This is a genomic window from Nonomuraea cavernae (assembly GCF_040655715.1).
Lineage (GTDB): Bacteria > Actinomycetota > Actinomycetes > Streptosporangiales > Streptosporangiaceae > Nonomuraea > Nonomuraea cavernae_A.
The window spans coordinates 168,897-187,576 of record NZ_JBFAKL010000004.1 but is presented as its reverse complement, the minus strand read 5'-3'; the positions used below and the strand labels follow the sequence as shown (position 1 = coordinate 187,576).

The window sequence follows — 18,680 nt, the reverse complement described above, 5'->3', positions numbered from 1 at the left end:
TCCTCGCATGAGGAAGATCGTCGCGGGCATCGCCACCGCTGTGCTGCTCACCGGCTGCGCGGCCAGCGTCCCGACCAGCGTCGCCTCCCCCTCACCCGGCGCCACCACACCGGCCGCCACACCGAGCGCCACCGTCTCGCAACATGGGCTGGAAGCCGCCTACGAGCAGGTCATCCACGACGTGCTGCCGTCGATCGTGCAGATCACCACGAAGGTAGGGCTCGGCTCCGGCATCGTGTACGACACGGCGGGCCACATCATCACCAACGCGCACGTGGTCGGCGAGGCGACGCGGATGAAGGTGACGCTGGCCACCGGCGGCACCGAACGCGACGCCAAGCTGGTCAAGAGCTTCGCCCCCGGCGACCTGGCGATCATCAAGGTCGACGACACCAAGGGGCTGACCCCGGCCAAGTTCGGCGACTCCGCCAAGCTCCGGGTCGGCCAGGTCGTGCTCGCCATGGGCAACCCGCTGGGCCTGTCGGGCAGCGTGACCAACGGCATCATCTCGGCCCTCGGCCGCACGGTGAGCGAGCCGGAGGAGCCCGGCTCCCCCGCCGCGACGATAGCCAACGCGATCCAGACCTCGGCCGCGATCAACCCGGGCAACAGCGGCGGCGCCCTGGTCGACCTGACCGGTCAGGTCATCGGCATCCCGACGCTGTCGGCCGTCGACCCCAACCTGAGCGGCGGCGCGGCCAACGGCATCGGTTTCGCCATCCCGAGCAACACGGCCACGGACATCGCCGAACAGATCGTCCGCGACGGCAAGGTCACCAACACGCACCGGGCCGCCCTCGGCATCAGGGGCAGCACGATCGTCGGCGGAACCGGGAGCCCGGCCGGCGTCGGCGTGGTCGCGGTCGAGGCCGGCAGCGGCGCCAAGAAGGCCGGGATCAAGCCGGGAGACGTGATCCTCTCCATCGACGGCAAGGAGACGCACACGATGGCCGACCTGGCCGAATACCTGACCACCCGCAAACCCGGCGACCAGGTCAAGGTCGAGGTGCTGCTCCCGGGCGGCGACATCACGACGGTCACCGCCACCCTGGGCGAACTGCCCGGCGAGTGACCCGCTCACTGCTCGACGTTGTAGACGATCTCCACCCGGCGGTTCCGCTCGCGGTTGGCCGGCACGGGCTTGCCCTCGACGACGTTCGGCAGCTTGGGGCGGCTCTCGCCGTACCCCTTGGCCTGGAGGGTCACGCCCGCGCCGGTCAGCAGGCCGCGCATGACCTGCTCGACCGCCTGCGCCCGGCGCTGCGACAGCGTGACGTTGTACGCGTCGGTGCCCTGGTCGTCGGTGTGCCCCTCGATCTTCACGACACCACCCGCGCCCTCGGTGTTGACCTTGGCGGCCACCTCCTTGAGGCGCTGCCTGGCCTTGGCGGTCAGCACCCACTTGTCCAGCGCGAACAGCACGTCGCTGGTGAGCGCGACCGTGACCTGGGCGCCCTGCTTGGTCTCGCTCTCCGAGCCGTCCAGCGACTCGATCTCGCCGATGACGTCCTCGATGGGGAGGACCAGGTCCTCGACGACGCCGGTCGCGTGACCCGGCGGTGCCGGCGTCCCGCTCAGTGTCGTCGTCAGGACGAGGGCTGCGGCGCTAAGAGATCGGAACATCGGTCAGCACGCCCACCATGGGCATCTCGATGTTGATCTTCGTGATGTCAGCCGGCGGGGCCGCGAAGACCGCGTAGAGAGTGGACGCCTCGCCTTCCTGGAGGAACTGCCCCTGGGTGCCGGAGCAGACGCACGTGGCGTCGCTGCCGGTGCCGTTGCGGGCGACGCGATAGCGCTTGGCGTTGACCGGGTCGATCAGGGAGACCTTCGCCACCGAGTAGTCAAAGCTCCCGGTGCCCAAGCCGTTGTGCACGTTGACCTTGCCGTCGACGGCGGTGATGGTCCAGTTGAGGCTCAGGGTCCTGCCCTGCCGCTTGAGCACCGTGATGTCGACGCGCGCCGTGCCGGAGTCGCCGCCCGACGCCACCTTGGACTCCAAGGTCGCGATCACCTTGCCGCCCTGCGGCGGCGTGCTCTGCTCCGCGGCCGGGTCGGACGCGCTCTCCGCTGGGGCGGACGTGCTCTCCGCTCCGGCGGGCGGGGGCTCCTGCTCGGCCGCGGTCCGCTGGGACTGCTGCTGCTCCTCCCCGCCGCCGCCCTGCTGCCCCGGGAGCATCCCGCAACCGGTCAACGCGATGGCCGCGACGGCCAGCGCGATCGTTTTCCGCATCTTCTGAACACCTTTGCCGGTAGGGGTCTTTACTCGTGACCGACGTTAGGCGGACGACCTTCAGGATCCGCATAGTCGCGCCATGGCCGGCCACCCCGCCTGCGCGCCTCTCGCGTCAGATGTTCGGCCTCCGCACGGCCATCCCTGTCACTGAGAACGTCAAACTCTCCCATAGCGTATGTAATCGCCTCAACTGCCCCATCAATCTCATCCAGATCGAGACGCGCCCGTGCCAGCACGAGCAGGGCACGGCCGGCCCCCCGGCGGTCGCCGTGGCGCTCGAACGTCTCCACGGCCTCGCGCGCGTACGCCTCCGCCGCACCCGGGACGCCCTCCGACGTGGCGATCCGGGCCAGCAGCAGCAGTGACGCCGCCTCCGGCAGGCGGTCGCCCAGCCGCCGGTTGATGCCCAACCGCCGCTCGGCGCACTCGCGCGCCTCGGCATGACGACGGGCGTCCAGGTGCAGCCCGGCCAGGTCGCGCAGCGACTCCGCCTCGCCGCGCGGGTCGCCCAGCTCCCGGTACGCCGCCAGGGCGCTCTCCAGCATCGCGAGGTCCCGGCGGACGGCGCCCAGCGCCCGCAGCGCGTCGGCCCGGCCACGCCGGTCACCGGCCTCCTCGAACACCCGCAGACACCCCGCCAGCGCCCGCCCGGCCGCCTCCGGCCGCCGCTCGACCAGGCCCAGCCGGAGCGTGATCCTGGCCAGTTCCAGCCCATCCACCAGCGGCTGGGCCGCCCTGAGCGCCGCCGCGGCCGACTCCGGCCTGCCCTCGGCCCGATGCAGGTCGGCCAGCCCGCGCAGCAGCAGCGCCTCACCCCGCCGGTGCCCCATCGCGCGGGCCGCGTCGAGCCCGGTGGCGGTGGTGGCGTGCCAGTCGTCGTGGTGCGCGCCCAGCTCGAACAGCGGGGTCAGGTAGAAGGCCAGCCGCCAGGCCGCCTCGTGCAGGCCCACGTCGTGGAAGTCGCCGACGGTCGCCACCAGGAACCTGCGCTCCGCGCCCAGCCAGCGAGCCTCGGTGCGGAGCCTGCCGGTCTCCATGATCTCCTCAGCCGTACGCGCCACCGTCTGGCCGGAGCCCGGCTCGGCGGGCAACAGGGCCGTCCTGGCCCGCCTCGTCCGGTCGAGCACCTCCCCGGCGATCCCCGCCAGCACCCGCGCCCGCGCCTCCCGCCCGCTCACCGGTCCCTGGCCGACCCCGGTCCCGCCCTTCCCTTCGGCGCCGGACCGGCCGCCTGGTTCCACGCCGAGTTCGCCGGCGACGGGGACGGACCGTTCCCCGGCCAGGCGTTCGGCGGCGTAGAGCCTGGTCAGGTCGTGCCAGCCGTACCTCTCCTGGCCCGCCTCGTCCAGGCCGCGCGACTGCAGCAGACCGGCCTCGGCCAGCGGTTCGAGGTCGGCGCCCAGCACCCACGGCGCGAAGTCGGGCGCGGACAGGGCGCCCAGCCGGCGCAGCAATCGCTGTTCCGGGTCGGCCAGGCCCCGGTAGCCGAGCGCCAGGCTGCCGCGCACCGCCAGGTCGCCCGCGCTCAGCTCGTCCAGCCGGCGGCGCTCGTCACCCAGCCGCCCGGCCAGGTGGTCGAGCGTCCAGCCCGGCTTCCTGGCCAGGCGGGAGCCCGCGATGCGCAGGGCCAGCGGCAGGCCGTCGCAGAGCCGTACGATGCGCCGGGCCGCCTCGGGCTCGGCCGCCACCCTGTCCCGGCCCGCCACCCCGGCGAGCATCGCCACGGCCTCGTCCGGATCGAGCACGCCCAGCTCGTACGCCCTGGCGGCCTCCAGCCCGGCGAGCGGTGAGCGGCCGGTCACCAGCGTCAGGCTGCCGGGCCCCGTCGGGAGCAGCGGGCGCACCTGCGCCTCGTCCGCGGCGTCGTCGAGGACCAGGAGCAGAGCGCGGGTGGCCGTGAGACTGCGGTACATCCTGACCCGCTCGTCGAGCACGGCGGGGACCGCCCCGTCGGGGCAGCCCAGCGACCGCAACAGGTCCTCCAGCACCGCCCCCGGCGGCCGGCCGTCCAGGGAGGCGTAGAGACGGCCGTCGGGCAGGTCGAGCCGGGTGGCGGCGTGCACCGCGACGGCCGACTTGCCGCACCCGGGCGGCCCATGGATCACCAGCACCACCGGTGCCGGGCGAGCATCCACCCCGGACACACCAGATCCGCCCGCACCCGATCCGCCCGCACCCGATCCAGCCGCACCCGAACCCACCGTGCCCGAACCCACCGTGCCCGGCCCGGAAGCACGCGTCCGCGTCTGGGCGGCGGTGGTGATCCAGGAGAGGACGTGGGCACGGCCCGTGAAGTCCGAAATATCGGGTGGCGTCTCATTTATGGGCATCCGCCGTAACGGGGGCGGCTCGCTGGACAGCGCCCGCCGGTGCGCCTCCCGCAGCTCGGCCCCCGGCTCCAGCCCCAGCTCGTCCACGAGCGTCCGCCGCGCCTCCTGGTACGCCTCCAGCGCCTCCGACCGCCGACCGGCCTGGCACAACGCGTCGAGGAGCCGGGCCCAAGCGCGCTCGCGCAGCGGATAGGCCGCCACCAGCCCGCGCAGTTCGCCGACCACCTCCCCGCCCCTGCCCAGCGACAGGTCCAGCGCGACGCGCTCCTCCAGCGCGGTCAGCCGCAGCTCCTCCAGAGGCACGGCGTGCAGCCGCCGCAGCGCGGACGAGTCGACGTCGGCCAGCGCGGCCCCCCGCCACAGGCCTAGCGCCGCCTTGAACCCCGCGACGGCCTCGGCGACCCGCCCCGCCTCCCGGGCCGTCCTCGCCTGACCCACGAGCCGCTCGAACCGGTGGCAGTCGACGTCATCGGGCCGCACGTCGATCAGATAGCCGCCGGGCACGGTCGTGATGCCGTCGACCACCTTGCGCAACGCGCTGACGTACACCCTGAGCACGGACTCCGCCGACGCCGGCGGCCGGTCGTCCCAGACCATGGCCATCAGCCGCCCGATCGGCACCACCCTCCCGGCCGACAGCAGCAGGGCGGCGAGCAGCGCCCGGTGCTTGGCCGGCCCGGGCACCCGCCCGCCCTCGACCTGGAGCGGCCCGAGCACGCCGAACCGTACGCGCTCCACGCCTAGCCCTTCGCGGGCCGGAGGGCGAACGACTCGAACCGTACGCGCAGCTCGTCCGCGCCGTCGGGCGCCGCGTGCACCCCGGACTCGCCCCGGCCGAGCGGGGTTCCGGGGTCCGTGGCCTCGGCGACGAGCACCTCGTTCAGCCACATGCGCAGCTTCGCCTTGCCACCGCTCTGGCCGCACTCGGCGACGACGCGGTCGTCGGCGACCTTCGGCGCCTTCTCGGGGCCGTACAGCATCACAGGGTCCTGCCCCGTGAGGCGCTTGGCGATCGTGATCTGGCCGGCGCCGCTCACCGCGAACTCGTATCTCCCGCCGGTGCCCGTCCCACGGCACCACACCCCGTACGCACCCGACCCCTGTTCCAGCCGCGCCTTCGCACTCACCACCACGACCCCGTCCGGCTCGGGTCGCGGCGCCGTCTTCCACAGCCGCCATCCCGGCCTGACGGTCAGCGCGTATCCGGACCCGACCGGCCGCGCGTCGCCCGCGTCCGACGTCCCGACCGCCCACGCGTCACCGAAGTCGGCCTCGTACGGCCAGCTCTCCGGCCCCGCCTGCGACAACGCCACAGCACTCGCCACACCGAGCGCCATCACGACGCCGACCCCCCAGTACCACCGCCGCAGGCCCGCCCGCCTTGTCCCGGTCCCAGCACCCCGGACCACGGGATCGCGAGCCGCGCCGGACCACACCGGAGCGCCCGAAGCGGGCGGGGCGACGGGACCGGTCCAGGTGCTTTCGACGACTCGGGTGGCCGTGGCAGGGGTGAGCGCGTGACCGCCGCCGACCAGCGCCTCCAGTAGCTGCTGGGTCGTGGGCCGCAGCTCGGGCCGTTTGGCCAGGGCGCGCTCGACCACCTCGCGCAGCCCGTGGTCGAGTCCGTCCAGCGCGGGCCCCTCGTTGACGATGCGATACAGCACCTCGCCCGGCGCGCCGCCGCCGAACGGAAGCCGTCCCGTGCCGGCGAAGGCGATCACGCCGCCCCAGGCGTAGACGTCGGTGGCCGGGCCGAGCGGCTCGCCTCGCACCTGCTCGGGAGCCATGAACGCCGGGGTGCCCAGGATGGACTGGCTGATCTGACTCTCGTCCACGAGCTGCGCGATGCCGAAGTCGATCACCCGCGGCCCGAGGGGTGAGAGGAGGACGTTCGACGGCTTCAGGTCCCGGTGGATCACCCCGGCGCCGTGGATCGCGGTGAGGGCGGTCGCGATGCCCACCGCCAGGGCCTCCAGGTTGGACCCGGACAACGGCCCCTGATCTCGTACGGCCTGCGCCAGGTCGGGACCCTTGACGTATTCGGTGACGAGGTAGGCGACATCACCGTCGATCCCGGCGTCGAGGACGGGAGCGGTGCAGAACCTGGCCACGCGCCGGGCGGCGGCCACCTCGCGTTCGAAGCGGCGCCGGAAGGCGGGGTCGCGGGCCAGCTCGGGGTGGATCAGCTTGACCGCGGCCAGGCCGCCGGTCGGGGTGGCGGCGAGGTGGACCTCGCCCATGCCGCCCCGGCCCAGGACGCGCCGCAGCGCGTACCCGCCGATGACCCGGTCTCCACTCACCGCAGACACATTAGCCAGATCCCGATATTTCCGGATGAGCGAGTGGCTTCTACCGGCCGGACGTCACCACCGGTCGAGATGGAGGACCTCGTCGAGCGGAACACGCGGAGCGGGCCGGAAGGTGTCACCCGTGTAGTAGGCGGTGGGGATGAGCGCCCCCTGGCTGACGCCGCCGGGGATGCCGAGCAGCTCCGCCACCTCGCGCTCGTAGGCCAGGTGCAGCGTGGTCCACGCGGTGCCCAGCCCGCGCGCCCGGGCGGCGAGCATGTAGCTCCACACCGCCGGCAGCAACGACCCCCAGAGCCCCGCCTGGTTGCCCTCGGGCAGCCCGCGCGATCCCACCTGGATGCACGGGATCATCAGCACCGGCACCTCGCCCATGTGATCTCCCAGGTACGCCGCGCTCTCGGACACGCGTCGCTGCACCTCGGCACGGTCCGGGTCGTCCTTGAACAGGGCCGTGGCCGAGCCGCCGGAGCGGTAGTAGACCTCGAACGAGCGGCGGTAGTAGTCACCGATCTTCGCGCGGAGCCCGGGATCGGTGACCACGATCCACTGCCAGCCCTGGCGGTTGCTGCCGCTCGGGGCCTGCAGGGCGATCTCCAGACACTCCCGTACCAGTTCCATCGGGACGGGACGGTTGAGATCAAGACGTTTCCGCACGCTCCGGGTGGTCGTGAGCAGCTCATCCGGGCCAAGTGATGGGTGAGTCATGAGTGCATGATCGCACTCGCGTGCCGGAAAGCGAGGGCGATGTCCCTGTATGCGGCTCGCCAGCGGCTCTAAAGACCCTCGCAACCGGCCCGGCGAACCATCAGAGCACCAGACCACCTGACATCCACTCGGCCGCCAGACGAGGACAGGATCATGCGACGCCTCGCGGGGCTCATCACGCCCCTGATCATCGGACTGCTTTCAGCGGGATTCCTCGGCACCGGCCCGGCCACCGCCCGGGCGGCCGCCGGCCCCTCCGGCCTGAGCGCCTACTACGGCCAGCGACTCGCCTGGTCCGCCCAGCTCGGGTGTGCGGTTCGCCAGGACCAGCGCCAAGACCGTCTTCTCCTCCCGCATCCGATCACGCTTCGACATCGTCGGCTTCGATCCCCGCGGGGTGGGCGCCTCCTCGCCGGTGCGCTGCTTCACCAGCGCCCAGTTCGACGCCTACTACGCGCTGGACGGCACCCCCGACACACGCGCCGAGCGGAAGCGGCTCGACCTGGCGCAGCGCGCGTTCGCGCGGAGCTGCCAGGTCAACTCGGGCCAGCTGCTGCCCCACGTGGGCACCCCCGACGCCGCCCGTGACATGGACGTGCTCAGGGCCGCCCTCGGCGAATCACGCCTGACCTACCTCGGCTACTCGTACGGCACCTACCTCGGCGCGACGTACGCGGACCTGTTCCCCACCAAGGTGCGCGCCATGGTGCTGGACGGGGCGATCGACCCGACGAAGTCGTCGGCCGAGATGGTCTCCGGACAGGGCAGCGGCTTCGGCGTGGCGTTCACGTCGTTCCTCAAGGACTGCTTCAAGGTCAAGGACTGCCCCTTCAGGACGCACCGGATCGGCCCGTCCGTCAAGAAGGTCGATGCCCTGCTCCGCCGCACCGATCGAGCGCCGCTGCGCAACAACGCGGACGGCCGGCAGGTCAACGAGGCCATCGTGACCCACGGCATCCTCACCTCGCTCTACAGCGAGGACTTCTGGCCACTGCTGCGCAAGGCGTTCGCCCAGGCGTTCAAGGGTGACGGCGAGATCTTCCTGTGGCTCTCCGACCAGGGCAACAACCGGCGGCCGGACGCCACCTACACCAACGACTTCGAGGCCCGCCTCGCGGTCAACTGCCTCGACCACCCCTCGAAGCGCGCCAAGCCGGGCAAGCAGAGCCTGCTCAGCGCCGACCCGTGCGACTACTGGCCGGTCAGGAGCAGGACGGCGCCCAAGGCGCTGCACGCCAAGGGCTCGGGCCCGATCCTGGTGGTCGGCACCGTACGCGACCCCGCCACGCCGTACGCCTGGGCCAGGTCCCTGGCCTCGCAGCTGTCGAAGGGCGTGCTGCTCACCTTCGACGGCGACGGCCACACCGCCTACGGGGGCCCGTCGAACTGTGTGAACACCGCGGTCGACCGCTACCTGATCACCCGCGTGCCGCCGCGGAAGGGCACCGTCTGCCCCAAGGTCTGACCGGTGATCCGGCCGGACGCGCTCAGGGGCGACGGCGTGCCGACGTCACCAGCAGGATCAACGCGAACACCATCCCCAGGAGAAGGAAACCGAACCCGACCAGGAGGTTTCGATTCCCGAACTCGTGGAGAACCGGCATGGTGGGGTCCACGTAGAACATGACGATCCACAGGATGCCGACGATCCATGAGGCGGCCATCGCCCAGGCCGGCCATCGCGCCAAGCCCCTGGACCGCCAGGTCGTGATGTTGGGAGTTCCCTCACGGGGATAGGAGTCGGACACCGGTTTCACTCCTGTCGGTAGCCGCGAAAAGCGCACAGCTCGCCCGACGACGCTATCCGACCCGTCAATGCACCCGGCGTCCATGGTGCGTCCGCCAACGCAAACCGCCTCCGGCCCGTCGATGAATCGACGAGCCGGAGGCGGTTTGATCTTGTGGAGGTGGCGGGAATCGAACCCGCGTCCTTCAACCCCAAGGCAGGGCTTCTCCGGGCGCAGCCTGCTGTGCTTTTCTCAGCCCCGGCAATCACGCAGGCGTGTCGCCGACGGGCTCAGCCACTGTTGGATTTCCCGAGCTCCCCCGTGGCCGGGTAGCTCGGTTGAGCCTTCTAACGATGCCAGACACCGGGCCGAAGGCACTCCCGGGCTGACAGTGGTTTCGCTACTTAGGCAGCGAGAGCCAGGGAACCCTGGCCGACCACAGTGCGCTTAGAATTGGCACTTGTTGTTTGCGGTCACAGGATTAACGAGGTTATGTCCGCAGTCCTCGGCCCGCTTCACCTGACTTGCAAAGTCAAAGTCGAAGCCAGTCACCCCCTGTGCAGTTGTCAACACGGTTCCGGGGAACCGCGCAACATGACGATACCCTGGTTAACGCCTGAGATGCCAACTCGATTCCCGGCATGGCAGAACCCCCGGGAGCGCGGCGCGAGGCACTCGCTCCCGGGGGCCGACCGGCAGGGTCGAGCCGGTCCGGACGGCAGGACTTCCCCCGAGATGAAGTCCTGGCTCATCGCGGCGACCGGGTCCGCAACCCCCCGAGCGGGCCCGGTCACTGTGTAAGACGCCTGCGCCGCCCGGATCGGTTGCTCACCGTCACGACGATTTCACGACGGGTCTCGCAGCGTCGCGAAGAAGTCTCCGGCCACCGCCGCGGGGTCGTAATTGCGGGACAGGACGGCGATCGCGACGTCGCCCTGCCACCCGACGAACCACGCCTGCCTGCTGCCCTCGTCACCGGCCGGGGCGGCCACGCCGTAGACCCGGCCGCTGCCGGTCTGCGCGGGCGTGCCGGTGGCTCCGGCGCGCATCATCGCGGTCAGCGCGGTGCGTACCTTGGGGTCGAGCGCGACCGGCTGGGGCGGCGGCTCGGGGACGATCTCCGCGGTCGGATCGGGCGAGCTCGGGTCGGTCACCAGCACGGGCGGGCGCCAGGTGCCGGACGCGACGGCGGCCGCGACCAGCGCCATCGACAGCGGGCTCACCTGGACGGTCTGGCCGGAGATCGCCTTGGCCTTGTCGGCGTCACTGTCCAGCTTGGGCAGCGAGCCGCTGAACGACTGGAGCGGCAGCTGCCAGGGCTGGCCGATGCCGAACGCCTTGGCGCTCTTGGTCAGCGCGGACGCGTCGACCCGGCGCGCGAGCGAGGCCAGCGCGGTGACACAGCCCTTGGCGAAGTTCTCCTGGAAGGTGGGCGACAGGCCGCCCACCTGGCCCGCCTCGGCGAACCTGGCACCGCCCACGGTGCGCTCGGCCGGGCAGGCCAGCCGCTGCGTGGGCTTGACCCCGGCCTTGATCAACGCGTCGGAGGCGACGATGGAGAAGGTGGTGCCGGCTGGATACTTGCCCGCCAGCACGTCCTCCTCCTCGTTCAGGCCCTTGGCGGCCACAGCGCGGATCTCGCCGTTGGACCGGTCGACCGCCACCAGGGCGCTGACCTCGGCCTGGTCGACCGCTGACTCGGCGGCGGCCTGGATCGCGCGGTCGATCGTGGTCTTGACCGAGAGGTTCTCGCGTCCGGGCCACTCCTGCAGCAGGGCGGCCTCCTTGCCGGTCCGCAGATCAAGAGTGATCACCCTGGTCCGCGTGGACCCGGTCAGGTAGTCCTGATAAGCCTTCTGGAGGCCGCTCTGCCCGACGGAGTCGCCGGCGCGCTGCGGGCCGCCGAGCTTCTGCTCGGTCTCCGGGGTGAGGGCGCTCACCTTGCCGACGATCTCCATCGGCGCGTCGGGAGCGAAGAGCTGCTCCTGGCGCTGGGTGGTGATCTCCGTGATGGTGTCGAGCTTCGGCTTCATCGCGAGGTAGCGCGTGCGCCCGAACGTGGCCAGCTCCACGAACTTGCTGGGCGGCGACGACCGGATCCGGCTCAGCAGGCGGTCCTGGGCGAACCCGGTGATCGCCGAGAGCCGCCTGACCACCTCTTCGTCCTTGCCACCGAGCTGGGACGGGATGACACCGGCCACGTAGAGGAACTGGGGGCGCTGCAGCGAGGCGCCGTTCCTGTCGACCACCGGCTGGCGCCGCGTGGGCTTGGTGTCGACGGCGAACCGCTGGCCCTCCTTCAGCTGCGGATGCAGCACCGAGGCCGACCAGCGCACCTTCCAGCTGCCGTCGACCAGGTGCAGCGGGAGCACCGAGTCGTAGACCCAGAGCGGGTTGTTCTCGCCGAGGTCGACCTCGGCGCTGAAGTCGGCCCGCGACTCGTCGCCGGCGATGTGCACGCTCTTGATCTTGAAGCGGAACGACGCCGCGTCGAGCTCCAGCTTGGCGTCGGCCAGCGCCTTGCGCACGGCCGCCCGCTCTCCGTCGGTGCGGTCGGCGGCCAGGTCGTAGTCCTCGGACTGCCAGCCGACGAGGAAGTCGCGCACCGCGTCGTGCGGCGACGCCTCGTCGAAGCACCCGGTCAGAGTCGTGCACGCGAGCGCCAGCGTGACGGTCGCGGTGAGAGTACGGCGAACTCGGCTCATCGGCTACGGTGCCGCAGCGCCCGGGCCATCTCCCGCTTGGCCTGCTGCTCGGCCAGTGTCTGCCGCTTGTCCCAGTCTTTCTTGCCTCGGGCGATGCCGATCTCGACCTTGGCCCTGCCGTCCTTGAAGTAGAGCAGGAGCGGGATGATCGTCAGCCCGCCCTCCTTGGTCTTGGCGGCCAGCTTGTCGATCTCCTTCTTGTGCAGGAGAAGCTTGCGCTTGCGCCGGGCGGCGTGGTTGGTCCACGTCCCCTGGGTGTATTCGGGGATGTGGACGTTGAGCAGCCACGCTTCGCCACCCTCGATGGTGGCGTATCCGTCGGCGAGCGAGGCCCGCCCCTCACGCAGGGACTTGACCTCAGTGCCCTGCAGCACCAGACCCGCCTCGAAGGTGTCCTCGACGTGGTAGTCGTGCCGGGCACGCTTGTTCTGGGCGATGACTTTCCGCCCGGTCTCACGTGGCATGACTCGACCTTACCGGCGATTCGCTAGACCCTGAGGTAACGGCGAAGCGTGATAAAGGACGCGAGCACACAGATCACGACGCCGATCCCCAAAGTGCCCATGATGACCGTGGCAACGGAGTCCCAGCCCAGCTGGCTGCCGACCGCGAGGTAGCGGGCCACCTCCTCGAAGATGAAGACCTTCGCCATGATCAGGAAGACCGCGGCCACCACGCCACCGATCAAACCGGCGATCATGCCCTCCATCACGAAGGGCAGCTGGATGTAGAGGTTGGACGCCCCCACCAGCCGCATGATGCCGGTCTCGCGGCGCCGGTTGAAGGCCGACAGCCGGACGGTGTTGCCGATCAGCAGCGCGGCGGCCAGGACCAGGACACCCGCCACCACCAGAGCGGCCCACCGGAGCGTGTCGAGCATCTTGAAGAAGTTGCCGATCAGGTCCTTCTGGTTGGTCACCTGCGAGACCCCGGGCTTGCCTTCGACGCCTGCGATCACCGGCTGGTAGTTGTCAGGGTCGGCCAGCTTGACCCGCAACGACGTCGGCATGTCCTCGACCTTGGTGGCGTCGACCAGCGCCTTGTTGGAGGCGTAGGACTGCTGGAAGTTCTTGTAGGCCTGGGCCTGATCCTCGTAGAAGACCTCCTTGACCCCGGGGAGCTGCTCGATCTGGGCCTTGAGGGTCTTGGTCTGCTCGGCGGTGATCGCCTTGCCCTTGCAGGCAGGTATGGCGGAGCCCTTGTTGCACAGGAAGACCGAGACCTCGACCTTGTCGTACCAGAAGCCCTTCATCATCGAGACCTGAGTGTTGATCATCAGGCCGACGCCGAGCATCGCCATGCCGACCGCCACGGTGATGATCACCGCGACCGTCATGGTCAGGTTGCGCCGGAGGCCGATCCAGACCTCGGAGAAGATGAAATTCGCCCGCATTTCTGCCTGCTACTCCTGTCAGTACGCCTGGCCGTATACGCCACGCGACTGGTCGCGGACGATCTTGCCGTCCTCCAGCTCCACGACGCGCTTGCGCATGGAGTCGACGATGGCCGCGTCGTGCGTGGCCATGACGACCGTGGTGCCAGTCCTGTTGATCCGGTCGAGCACCTTCATGATGCCGATGCTCGTCGCGGGGTCGATGTTGCCCGTCGGCTCGTCGGCCAACAGGATCATCGGCCGGTTGACGAACGCGCGGGCCATGGCGACGCGCTGCTGCTCGCCGCCGGACAGCTCGTCGGGCATGCGGTGGGCCTTGCCTTCCAGGCCGACCAGCTCGATGACCTCGGGCACCACCTTGCGGATGAACCGCCGTGGCTTTCCGATGACCTCGAGCGCGAACGCCACGTTCTCGTAGACGTTCTTGTTCGGGAGCAGCCTGAAGTCCTGGAACACGCAGCCGATGCGGCGGCGCAGGTGAGGCACCTTGAAGTTGGAGAGGCGGGCCAGGTCCTTGCCGGCGACGTGGATCGCACCGGAGTTGGGCCGCTCCTCCTTGAGGATCAGGCGCAGGAAAGTGGACTTCCCTGACCCCGAAGAGCCGACGAGGAACACGAACTCGCCCTTGTCCACGTCAACGGAGACGTGGTCGAGCGCGGGCCGGTTCTGGTTCGTGTAGACCTTGGTGACATTATCGAAATGGATCACGAGAGCATCACGGCATGCCAGTCTAGAGGTCGAGACGGAAGCGAGGGTGGCACATGCCCACTTCCCGCCGCTCGCCCATCGGGGACGTCTCTCTTTACCAAAGATCGACGTTCCGATTGGCCAGAGGACAGTCTAGGGGGAAGACTGGCATGGAACGTCCATAACGGAAACAAAACGATTGTGCGGCTAGACTTGGGGCTGTCATGAGTTGCGAACACCTCGTATGCGCGCAGTGTGCCCACCCGGTCGTCGAAGGCCGCTGTGCCCTCTGCCGCGCCAATCGTGAGCGGATGCACCATCACGGCTTCGGCGGGCTGTCGCCCGCGCTGATCGTTCTGCTGCTGGTCGTGCTGCTCTTCCTGACGCTGGCGCTCAGGCACCTAGGCGGTCTCTGACTCCTGGCGGCGCATCCAGCGGATCTCCGACTCGATGAAGTCGTCGATGTCGCCGTCGAGGACGGCCGACGGGTTGCCCGCCTCCGTGCCCGTGCGCAGATCCTTCACGATCTGGTAAGGGTGCAGCACGTAGTTGCGGATCTGCGTGCCCCATGACGTCGTGCTGGCACCGCGCAGCTCCGACATCTTCTCGGCCTCCTCCTGGCGCTTGCGCTCCAGCAGCTTGGCCTGGAGCACGGCCATCGCCGAGGCGCGGTTCTGCAGCTGCGAGCGCTCGTTCTGGCAGGAGACCACGATGTTGGACGGCAGGTGGGTGATGCGCACCGCGGAGTCGGTCGTGTTGACGCCCTGGCCGCCGGGGCCGGACGAACGGTAGACGTCGACGCGGATCTCGTCCTCGTTGATGTCGATGTGGTCGGTCTGCTCGACGACCGGCACCACGTCGACGCCGGCGAACGAGGTCTGGCGGCGGCCCTGGTTGTCGAACGGGCTGATGCGGACCAGCCGGTGGGTGCCGTGCTCGCCGCGGAGCGTGCCGTAGGCGTAGGGGGCCTTGATCGTGAAGGTGGCCGACTTGATGCCGGCCTCCTCGGCGTAGGAGGTGTCGTAGACCTCGGTGGAGTAGCCCTTGCGCTCGGCCCAGCGGAGATACATCCGCAGCAGCATCTCGGCCCAGTCGGCGGCGTCGACGCCACCGGCCTGGGAGTTGATCGTCAGCAGCGCCTCGCGGGAGTCGTACTCGCCGGACAGCAGGGTGCGGACCTCGAGCGCGCCGATGTCGGAACGGAGCGAGGAGAGCTCCTTGTCGGCCTCGGCCCGGGTGTCGTCGTCACTCTCCTCGGCCGCGAGCTCATAGAGGACGCCGAGGTCGTCGAGCCGGCGGACCAGGCCGTCGACCCTGTTGAGCTCACCCTGGAGGTGGGAGAGCTTGCTGGTGACCTTCTGCGCCTGGTCGGGGTCGTCCCACAGATCGGGGGCGGCAACCTGCTGCTCCAGCTCCTCGATCTGCTTGCGCATCGCGTCGAGGTCGAGCACGTCCTTGATGCTCCGGAGGGTGCCCGCGAGCTCGTTGATCTCTTCTGCCGGATCTATGAGTGCCACGTCTCCCAAGAGTACGCGACCCTCGCCCGCCCGAATAACATGGCGAGGTGCGTACACAAGGTCGGCGGAAGGCGCTGGCGCTCACCGCCGTCCTGCTGGCCGGGGCCGCCGGACTGGCCGCCTGCTCCGCCTCCTCGCCGCCCGCCCCCTCCGAAGCGGCGGCGGCGACGGCCGCGAGCGGACCCCCGACGTCCGCGCCGCAGCGCCCCGCCGTCACGCGGGCCGATGCCGCCGAGGTCTTCGCCACCTTCGTCGCCACCGACGACCTGTTGCGGGCCGGCGGCGACCTGCGGCTGGCGCTGGAGATCAACCGCGACGCCGAGGCCAAGCTGACCGAGGCCGCCTTCAAGTCCACCGGCGGCAAGCCGCCCCGCTACACATGGGGGTCGCCGACCTTCTACGTGCCGCGGTTCGGCCCGGGCGACGACTCCCCCTGGTTCACCGTGCGGGTCGCCCGCGACGGCCGGCCCACGCTGCTGACCTTCGCCAGGTCCGGCGACTGGCGGCTCAGCTCGGCGACACGTCTGCTGTCAGGGCAGAAGGCGCCGGTGATCGCGCTCGACGCCGAGGGCTACGCGACCGTGGTGGCTCCGGGCGACAGGAGCGTCACGATCAGCCCTCAGTACATGGGGCCGCTGCACGCCACCGTGGCGGAGACCGGGGCCACCGGCGCGGCGGGCCTGATCGCCTCGGGCCCCTACACCACGGACCTCGCCGAGGAGATCACCGTGGAGCGCGACCGGGCCAAGGCCGACGGGTTCAGCTACGACTCGATCTTCAGCGGCAACGACTACCCCGTCTACGCCCTGCGCACCGAGGGCGGCGGGGCGCTGATCCAGTATTCCCTGTCGCGCAACACGACGACGACCACCAAGACGGCCGAAGACGACTACATCCCGGTGCCGGAGAACGCCCGGTGGGCGGTCAACGCCCACGTGGTGCGGCGCACGCTCAGGCTCACAGAGACCCACCAGTACGCCACGTCCGTTCCCCCGTCGTCGGCCCCGGCCGCCGCGCGGGTCATCGCCCACGACGGCACCCTGACCCGCGCCTCCGGGGAGTGACCGGCTCGCGGTTCACGCGAGCTCGCCGGCGCCGGCCAGCCACCGGGAGTTGCGCACCGCCATGACGTGGATCTCCTCCTCGGTGAAACCCGCGGCGAGCAGCCGGTCGGCGAGCAGCGCCAGGCCGTCCTCCACCGGCGGGTTGAACGGCTGACCGAGGTCGCTGGACAGGACGGAGTGCCGGGGGCCCACGGTGCGGATGGTGTCCAGCCACGTCTCCCAGCTGATCTTGCCGGTGTGGGGGGTGGTGAAGCAGCGTTCGAGCAGCGCGCCCTTGGCTGCCAGCCGTCGCTGCCGCTCCGGCTCCATCCGCTGCGAGGTGAACTCGGGGTGGGTGATCACCATCCGGAGCACCCCCTCCTCGACGGCCGCGTCGACCACGGCCTCGCTCTCCGCCGAGCTGACGTGGCCGGTGGCCAGGGTCAGGTCGTGCTTGGCGATCACCCGGAGCACCTGCCGGGTGTGGTCGAGCACGTTGCCGTCCGGGCCCACGACGTCGACCGGGCCGGCCGCCAGGCCCTCGGCCCGCAACTCCTCCTGGAGCCGTGCCCACATCGGGGGCCGCGCGCCTTCGGGGTCGCGGGCGGTGCACTCCCGCTGGTTGGCGCTGTCGACGGTCGGCAGCCAGACGACGCGGGCACCGCTCCGGGCGGCCAACTCCACCGCGACCGGGTTCATCCCGCCGACCGATCCGTTCAGGGTGATCGCGCCGACCGCGTCGAAGCCGGGCACGGCGGCGCGCACCACCGCGGCCCGCTCGGCCGTCGGTACGTAGTGGGACTTGAGCACGAACCCGGCCAGACCGATCTCGGCGAACCGGGGTGCCAGGGACAGGTCGTCGATGCGCCGGCGCATCACGTCGGGCGCGACGTGGATGTGGATGTCGTACGCGCCCGCCACGAGTTCGCGAGCCCGCCGGGAAGGCGCCGAGTCGGCCATGCCCACCTCTGAATTGTCGACATAAAACAGCATTGCAGTGTCAACAAGCCCGGCCGCCGGCGTCAAGCCCCGAGGATCACCCGCCCAATTCGCCTCGCCACCTCGATCGCGGCGGACCGCCTCCTCTGGCGGCAAACGTCAGCGATATCGTCACCAATCCGGTGCTACCTCCCCATAGCCGCAGCCGGCCAAGGGGATCGGACCTTGACTGCCTTCCCAGGGCTGAAGCCCAGGGTCTCCAGCGAAGGAAATCCACGATGAGTCTCGAAGTGAACGGCCGCCCGCGCATCGCGGTGCTCGGCCTGGGCGAGGCGGGCGGCGCCATCGCGATCGACCTCGTGGCCGCCGGCGCCTCGGTGCGCGGGTACGACCCGGCCGTGCCGGCGCCCCCGGGCGTGACCGAGACCGGCGGCGAGGCGGAGGCCGCGCGCGGGAGCGACCTGGTGCTGAGCGTCAACAGCTCCGCCGCGTCGGCCGGCGCCCTGCGCGCGGGTCTGGACGGCTGCGCCCCCGGCACGCTGTGGGCCGACCTCAACACCGCGTCCCCGCAGGTCAAACGGCAGCTGGACGGCATCGCCACGGAGCGGGGCATCGACTTCGCCGACGTCTCCCTGATGACTCCCGTGCCGGGGCGCGGGCTGCGTACCCCGATGCTCGTCTCCGGCGTCGGCGCGCGGCGCTACGCCGGGCTGCTCACCCCGCTCGGCGCCCCGGTCGACGTGCTCGACGGCCCCGCCGGGCTGGCCGCCGAGCGCAAGCTGCTGCGCAGCGTGTTCTTCAAGGGCCTGGCCGCCGCGGTGATCGAGGCGCTGGCCGCGGGACGCGCCGCCGGCTGCGAGGACTGGCTCCGCGACAACATCGCCGACGAGCTGACCAGGGCTGACGCCGGCACCGTGCGCCGGCTGGTGGAGGGCACCCACCGCCATGCCGTACGCCGCACCGCCGAGATGCGGGCCGCCGCCGACATGCTCGACGACCTGGGGGTCGAGCCGCTGATCAGCCGGGCCACCCAGGATCTGCTGTCCCGGATCGACGCGCGGCGGTGACCCGGAGATCACCGCCGCGCGC

General features: G+C 70.8%; 16 protein-coding genes and 1 other RNA gene. 4 read left to right on the top strand and 13 right to left on the bottom strand.

Annotated elements, in window-relative coordinates; genetic code table 11:
* The first annotated feature begins 7 nt into the window (after nucleotides 1–7).
* Entirely contained in the window at nucleotides 8–1,072 is a 1,065-nt protein-coding gene (locus AB0I38_RS07825; protein ID WP_358463678.1) for a S1C family serine protease, read from the top strand.
* 5 nt (nucleotides 1,073–1,077) lie between these two features.
* Here AB0I38_RS07825 and AB0I38_RS07820 read toward each other — a convergent pair whose 3' ends face one another.
* The 5 genes from AB0I38_RS07820 to AB0I38_RS07800 all read right to left on the bottom strand — a co-directional run bounded on the left by AB0I38_RS07820 (nucleotide 1,078) and on the right by AB0I38_RS07800 (nucleotide 7,529).
* Complete coding sequence (locus tag AB0I38_RS07820) at nucleotides 1,078–1,623, bottom strand: OmpA family protein (RefSeq protein ID WP_358463675.1); 546 nt, start codon at nucleotides 1,621–1,623, stop codon at nucleotides 1,078–1,080.
* The gene (locus AB0I38_RS07815) at nucleotides 1,607–2,233 is read right to left on the bottom strand and encodes a hypothetical protein (RefSeq protein ID WP_358463672.1); all 627 of its coding nucleotides are present in this window, start codon (nucleotides 2,231–2,233) and stop codon (nucleotides 1,607–1,609) included. The genes AB0I38_RS07820 and AB0I38_RS07815 overlap by 17 nt, the downstream gene beginning before the upstream one ends.
* A 29-nt stretch (nucleotides 2,234–2,262) precedes the next feature.
* Nucleotides 2,263–5,304 carry an AfsR/SARP family transcriptional regulator gene (locus AB0I38_RS07810; RefSeq protein ID WP_358463670.1) on the bottom strand — a complete coding sequence of 1,014 codons (3,042 nt, stop codon included), beginning with the start codon at nucleotides 5,302–5,304 and terminating at the stop codon, nucleotides 2,263–2,265.
* Nucleotides 5,305–5,306: 2 nt separating this feature from the next.
* Entirely contained in the window at nucleotides 5,307–6,866 is a 1,560-nt protein-coding gene (locus AB0I38_RS07805) for a serine/threonine-protein kinase (protein WP_358463667.1), read from the bottom strand.
* Nucleotides 6,867–6,929: 63 nt separating this feature from the next.
* Nucleotides 6,930–7,529, bottom strand: coding sequence for a nitroreductase family protein (locus AB0I38_RS07800; RefSeq protein ID WP_358463664.1), 600 nt, complete (start codon nucleotides 7,527–7,529; stop codon nucleotides 6,930–6,932).
* Between the two features lie 361 nt (nucleotides 7,530–7,890).
* On the opposite strand from AB0I38_RS07800, the gene AB0I38_RS07795 reads away from it, so the two are divergent.
* Nucleotides 7,891–9,045: an alpha/beta hydrolase gene (locus tag AB0I38_RS07795; protein WP_358463661.1), complete on the top strand. Its 1,155-nt coding sequence runs from the start codon at nucleotides 7,891–7,893 to the stop codon at nucleotides 9,043–9,045.
* A gap of 22 nt (nucleotides 9,046–9,067) precedes the next feature.
* Here AB0I38_RS07795 and AB0I38_RS07790 read toward each other — a convergent pair whose 3' ends face one another.
* The 7 genes from AB0I38_RS07790 to prfB all read right to left on the bottom strand — a co-directional run bounded on the left by AB0I38_RS07790 (nucleotide 9,068) and on the right by prfB (nucleotide 15,609).
* Nucleotides 9,068–9,328, bottom strand: a complete 261-nt coding sequence (locus tag AB0I38_RS07790) for a cell division protein CrgA (RefSeq protein ID WP_358463658.1) — start codon at nucleotides 9,326–9,328, stop codon at nucleotides 9,068–9,070.
* Nucleotides 9,329–9,479: 151 nt separating this feature from the next.
* Nucleotides 9,480–9,863, bottom strand: a transfer-messenger RNA (tmRNA) gene (gene ssrA / locus AB0I38_RS07785).
* A gap of 289 nt (nucleotides 9,864–10,152) precedes the next feature.
* Entirely contained in the window at nucleotides 10,153–12,012 is a 1,860-nt protein-coding gene (locus AB0I38_RS07780; RefSeq protein ID WP_358463655.1) for a penicillin-binding transpeptidase domain-containing protein, read from the bottom strand.
* Nucleotides 12,009–12,476 carry an SsrA-binding protein SmpB gene (gene smpB / locus AB0I38_RS07775; RefSeq protein ID WP_189124779.1) on the bottom strand — a complete coding sequence of 156 codons (468 nt, stop codon included), beginning with the start codon at nucleotides 12,474–12,476 and terminating at the stop codon, nucleotides 12,009–12,011. Before smpB ends, AB0I38_RS07780 begins: the two co-directional genes overlap by 4 nt.
* A gap of 23 nt (nucleotides 12,477–12,499) precedes the next feature.
* Complete coding sequence (ftsX, locus tag AB0I38_RS07770; protein ID WP_358463652.1) at nucleotides 12,500–13,405, bottom strand: permease-like cell division protein FtsX; 906 nt, start codon at nucleotides 13,403–13,405, stop codon at nucleotides 12,500–12,502.
* Nucleotides 13,406–13,423: 18 nt separating this feature from the next.
* Nucleotides 13,424–14,113, bottom strand: a complete 690-nt coding sequence (ftsE, locus tag AB0I38_RS07765; protein WP_189124781.1) for a cell division ATP-binding protein FtsE — start codon at nucleotides 14,111–14,113, stop codon at nucleotides 13,424–13,426.
* 380 nt (nucleotides 14,114–14,493) lie between these two features.
* Complete coding sequence (gene prfB, locus AB0I38_RS07760) at nucleotides 14,494–15,609, bottom strand: peptide chain release factor 2 (RefSeq protein WP_358463648.1); 1,116 nt, start codon at nucleotides 15,607–15,609, stop codon at nucleotides 14,494–14,496.
* A 47-nt stretch (nucleotides 15,610–15,656) separates the two neighbouring features.
* Here prfB and AB0I38_RS07755 point away from each other — a divergent pair, with 47 nt between their 5' ends.
* Nucleotides 15,657–16,673: a hypothetical protein gene (locus AB0I38_RS07755; protein WP_358463645.1), complete on the top strand. Its 1,017-nt coding sequence runs from the start codon at nucleotides 15,657–15,659 to the stop codon at nucleotides 16,671–16,673.
* Between the two features lie 12 nt (nucleotides 16,674–16,685).
* Here the strand turns inward: AB0I38_RS07755 and AB0I38_RS07750 are convergent, their stop codons facing one another.
* Complete coding sequence (locus AB0I38_RS07750; protein WP_358464147.1) at nucleotides 16,686–17,612, bottom strand: DUF6282 family protein; 927 nt, start codon at nucleotides 17,610–17,612, stop codon at nucleotides 16,686–16,688.
* A 257-nt stretch (nucleotides 17,613–17,869) separates the two neighbouring features.
* Here AB0I38_RS07750 and AB0I38_RS07745 point away from each other — a divergent pair, with 257 nt between their 5' ends.
* A complete protein-coding gene (locus tag AB0I38_RS07745; RefSeq protein ID WP_358463642.1) occupies nucleotides 17,870–18,658 on the top strand; it encodes an NAD(P)-dependent oxidoreductase in 789 nt (262 codons plus the stop codon).
* The last annotated feature ends 22 nt before the right edge of the window (nucleotides 18,659–18,680 follow it).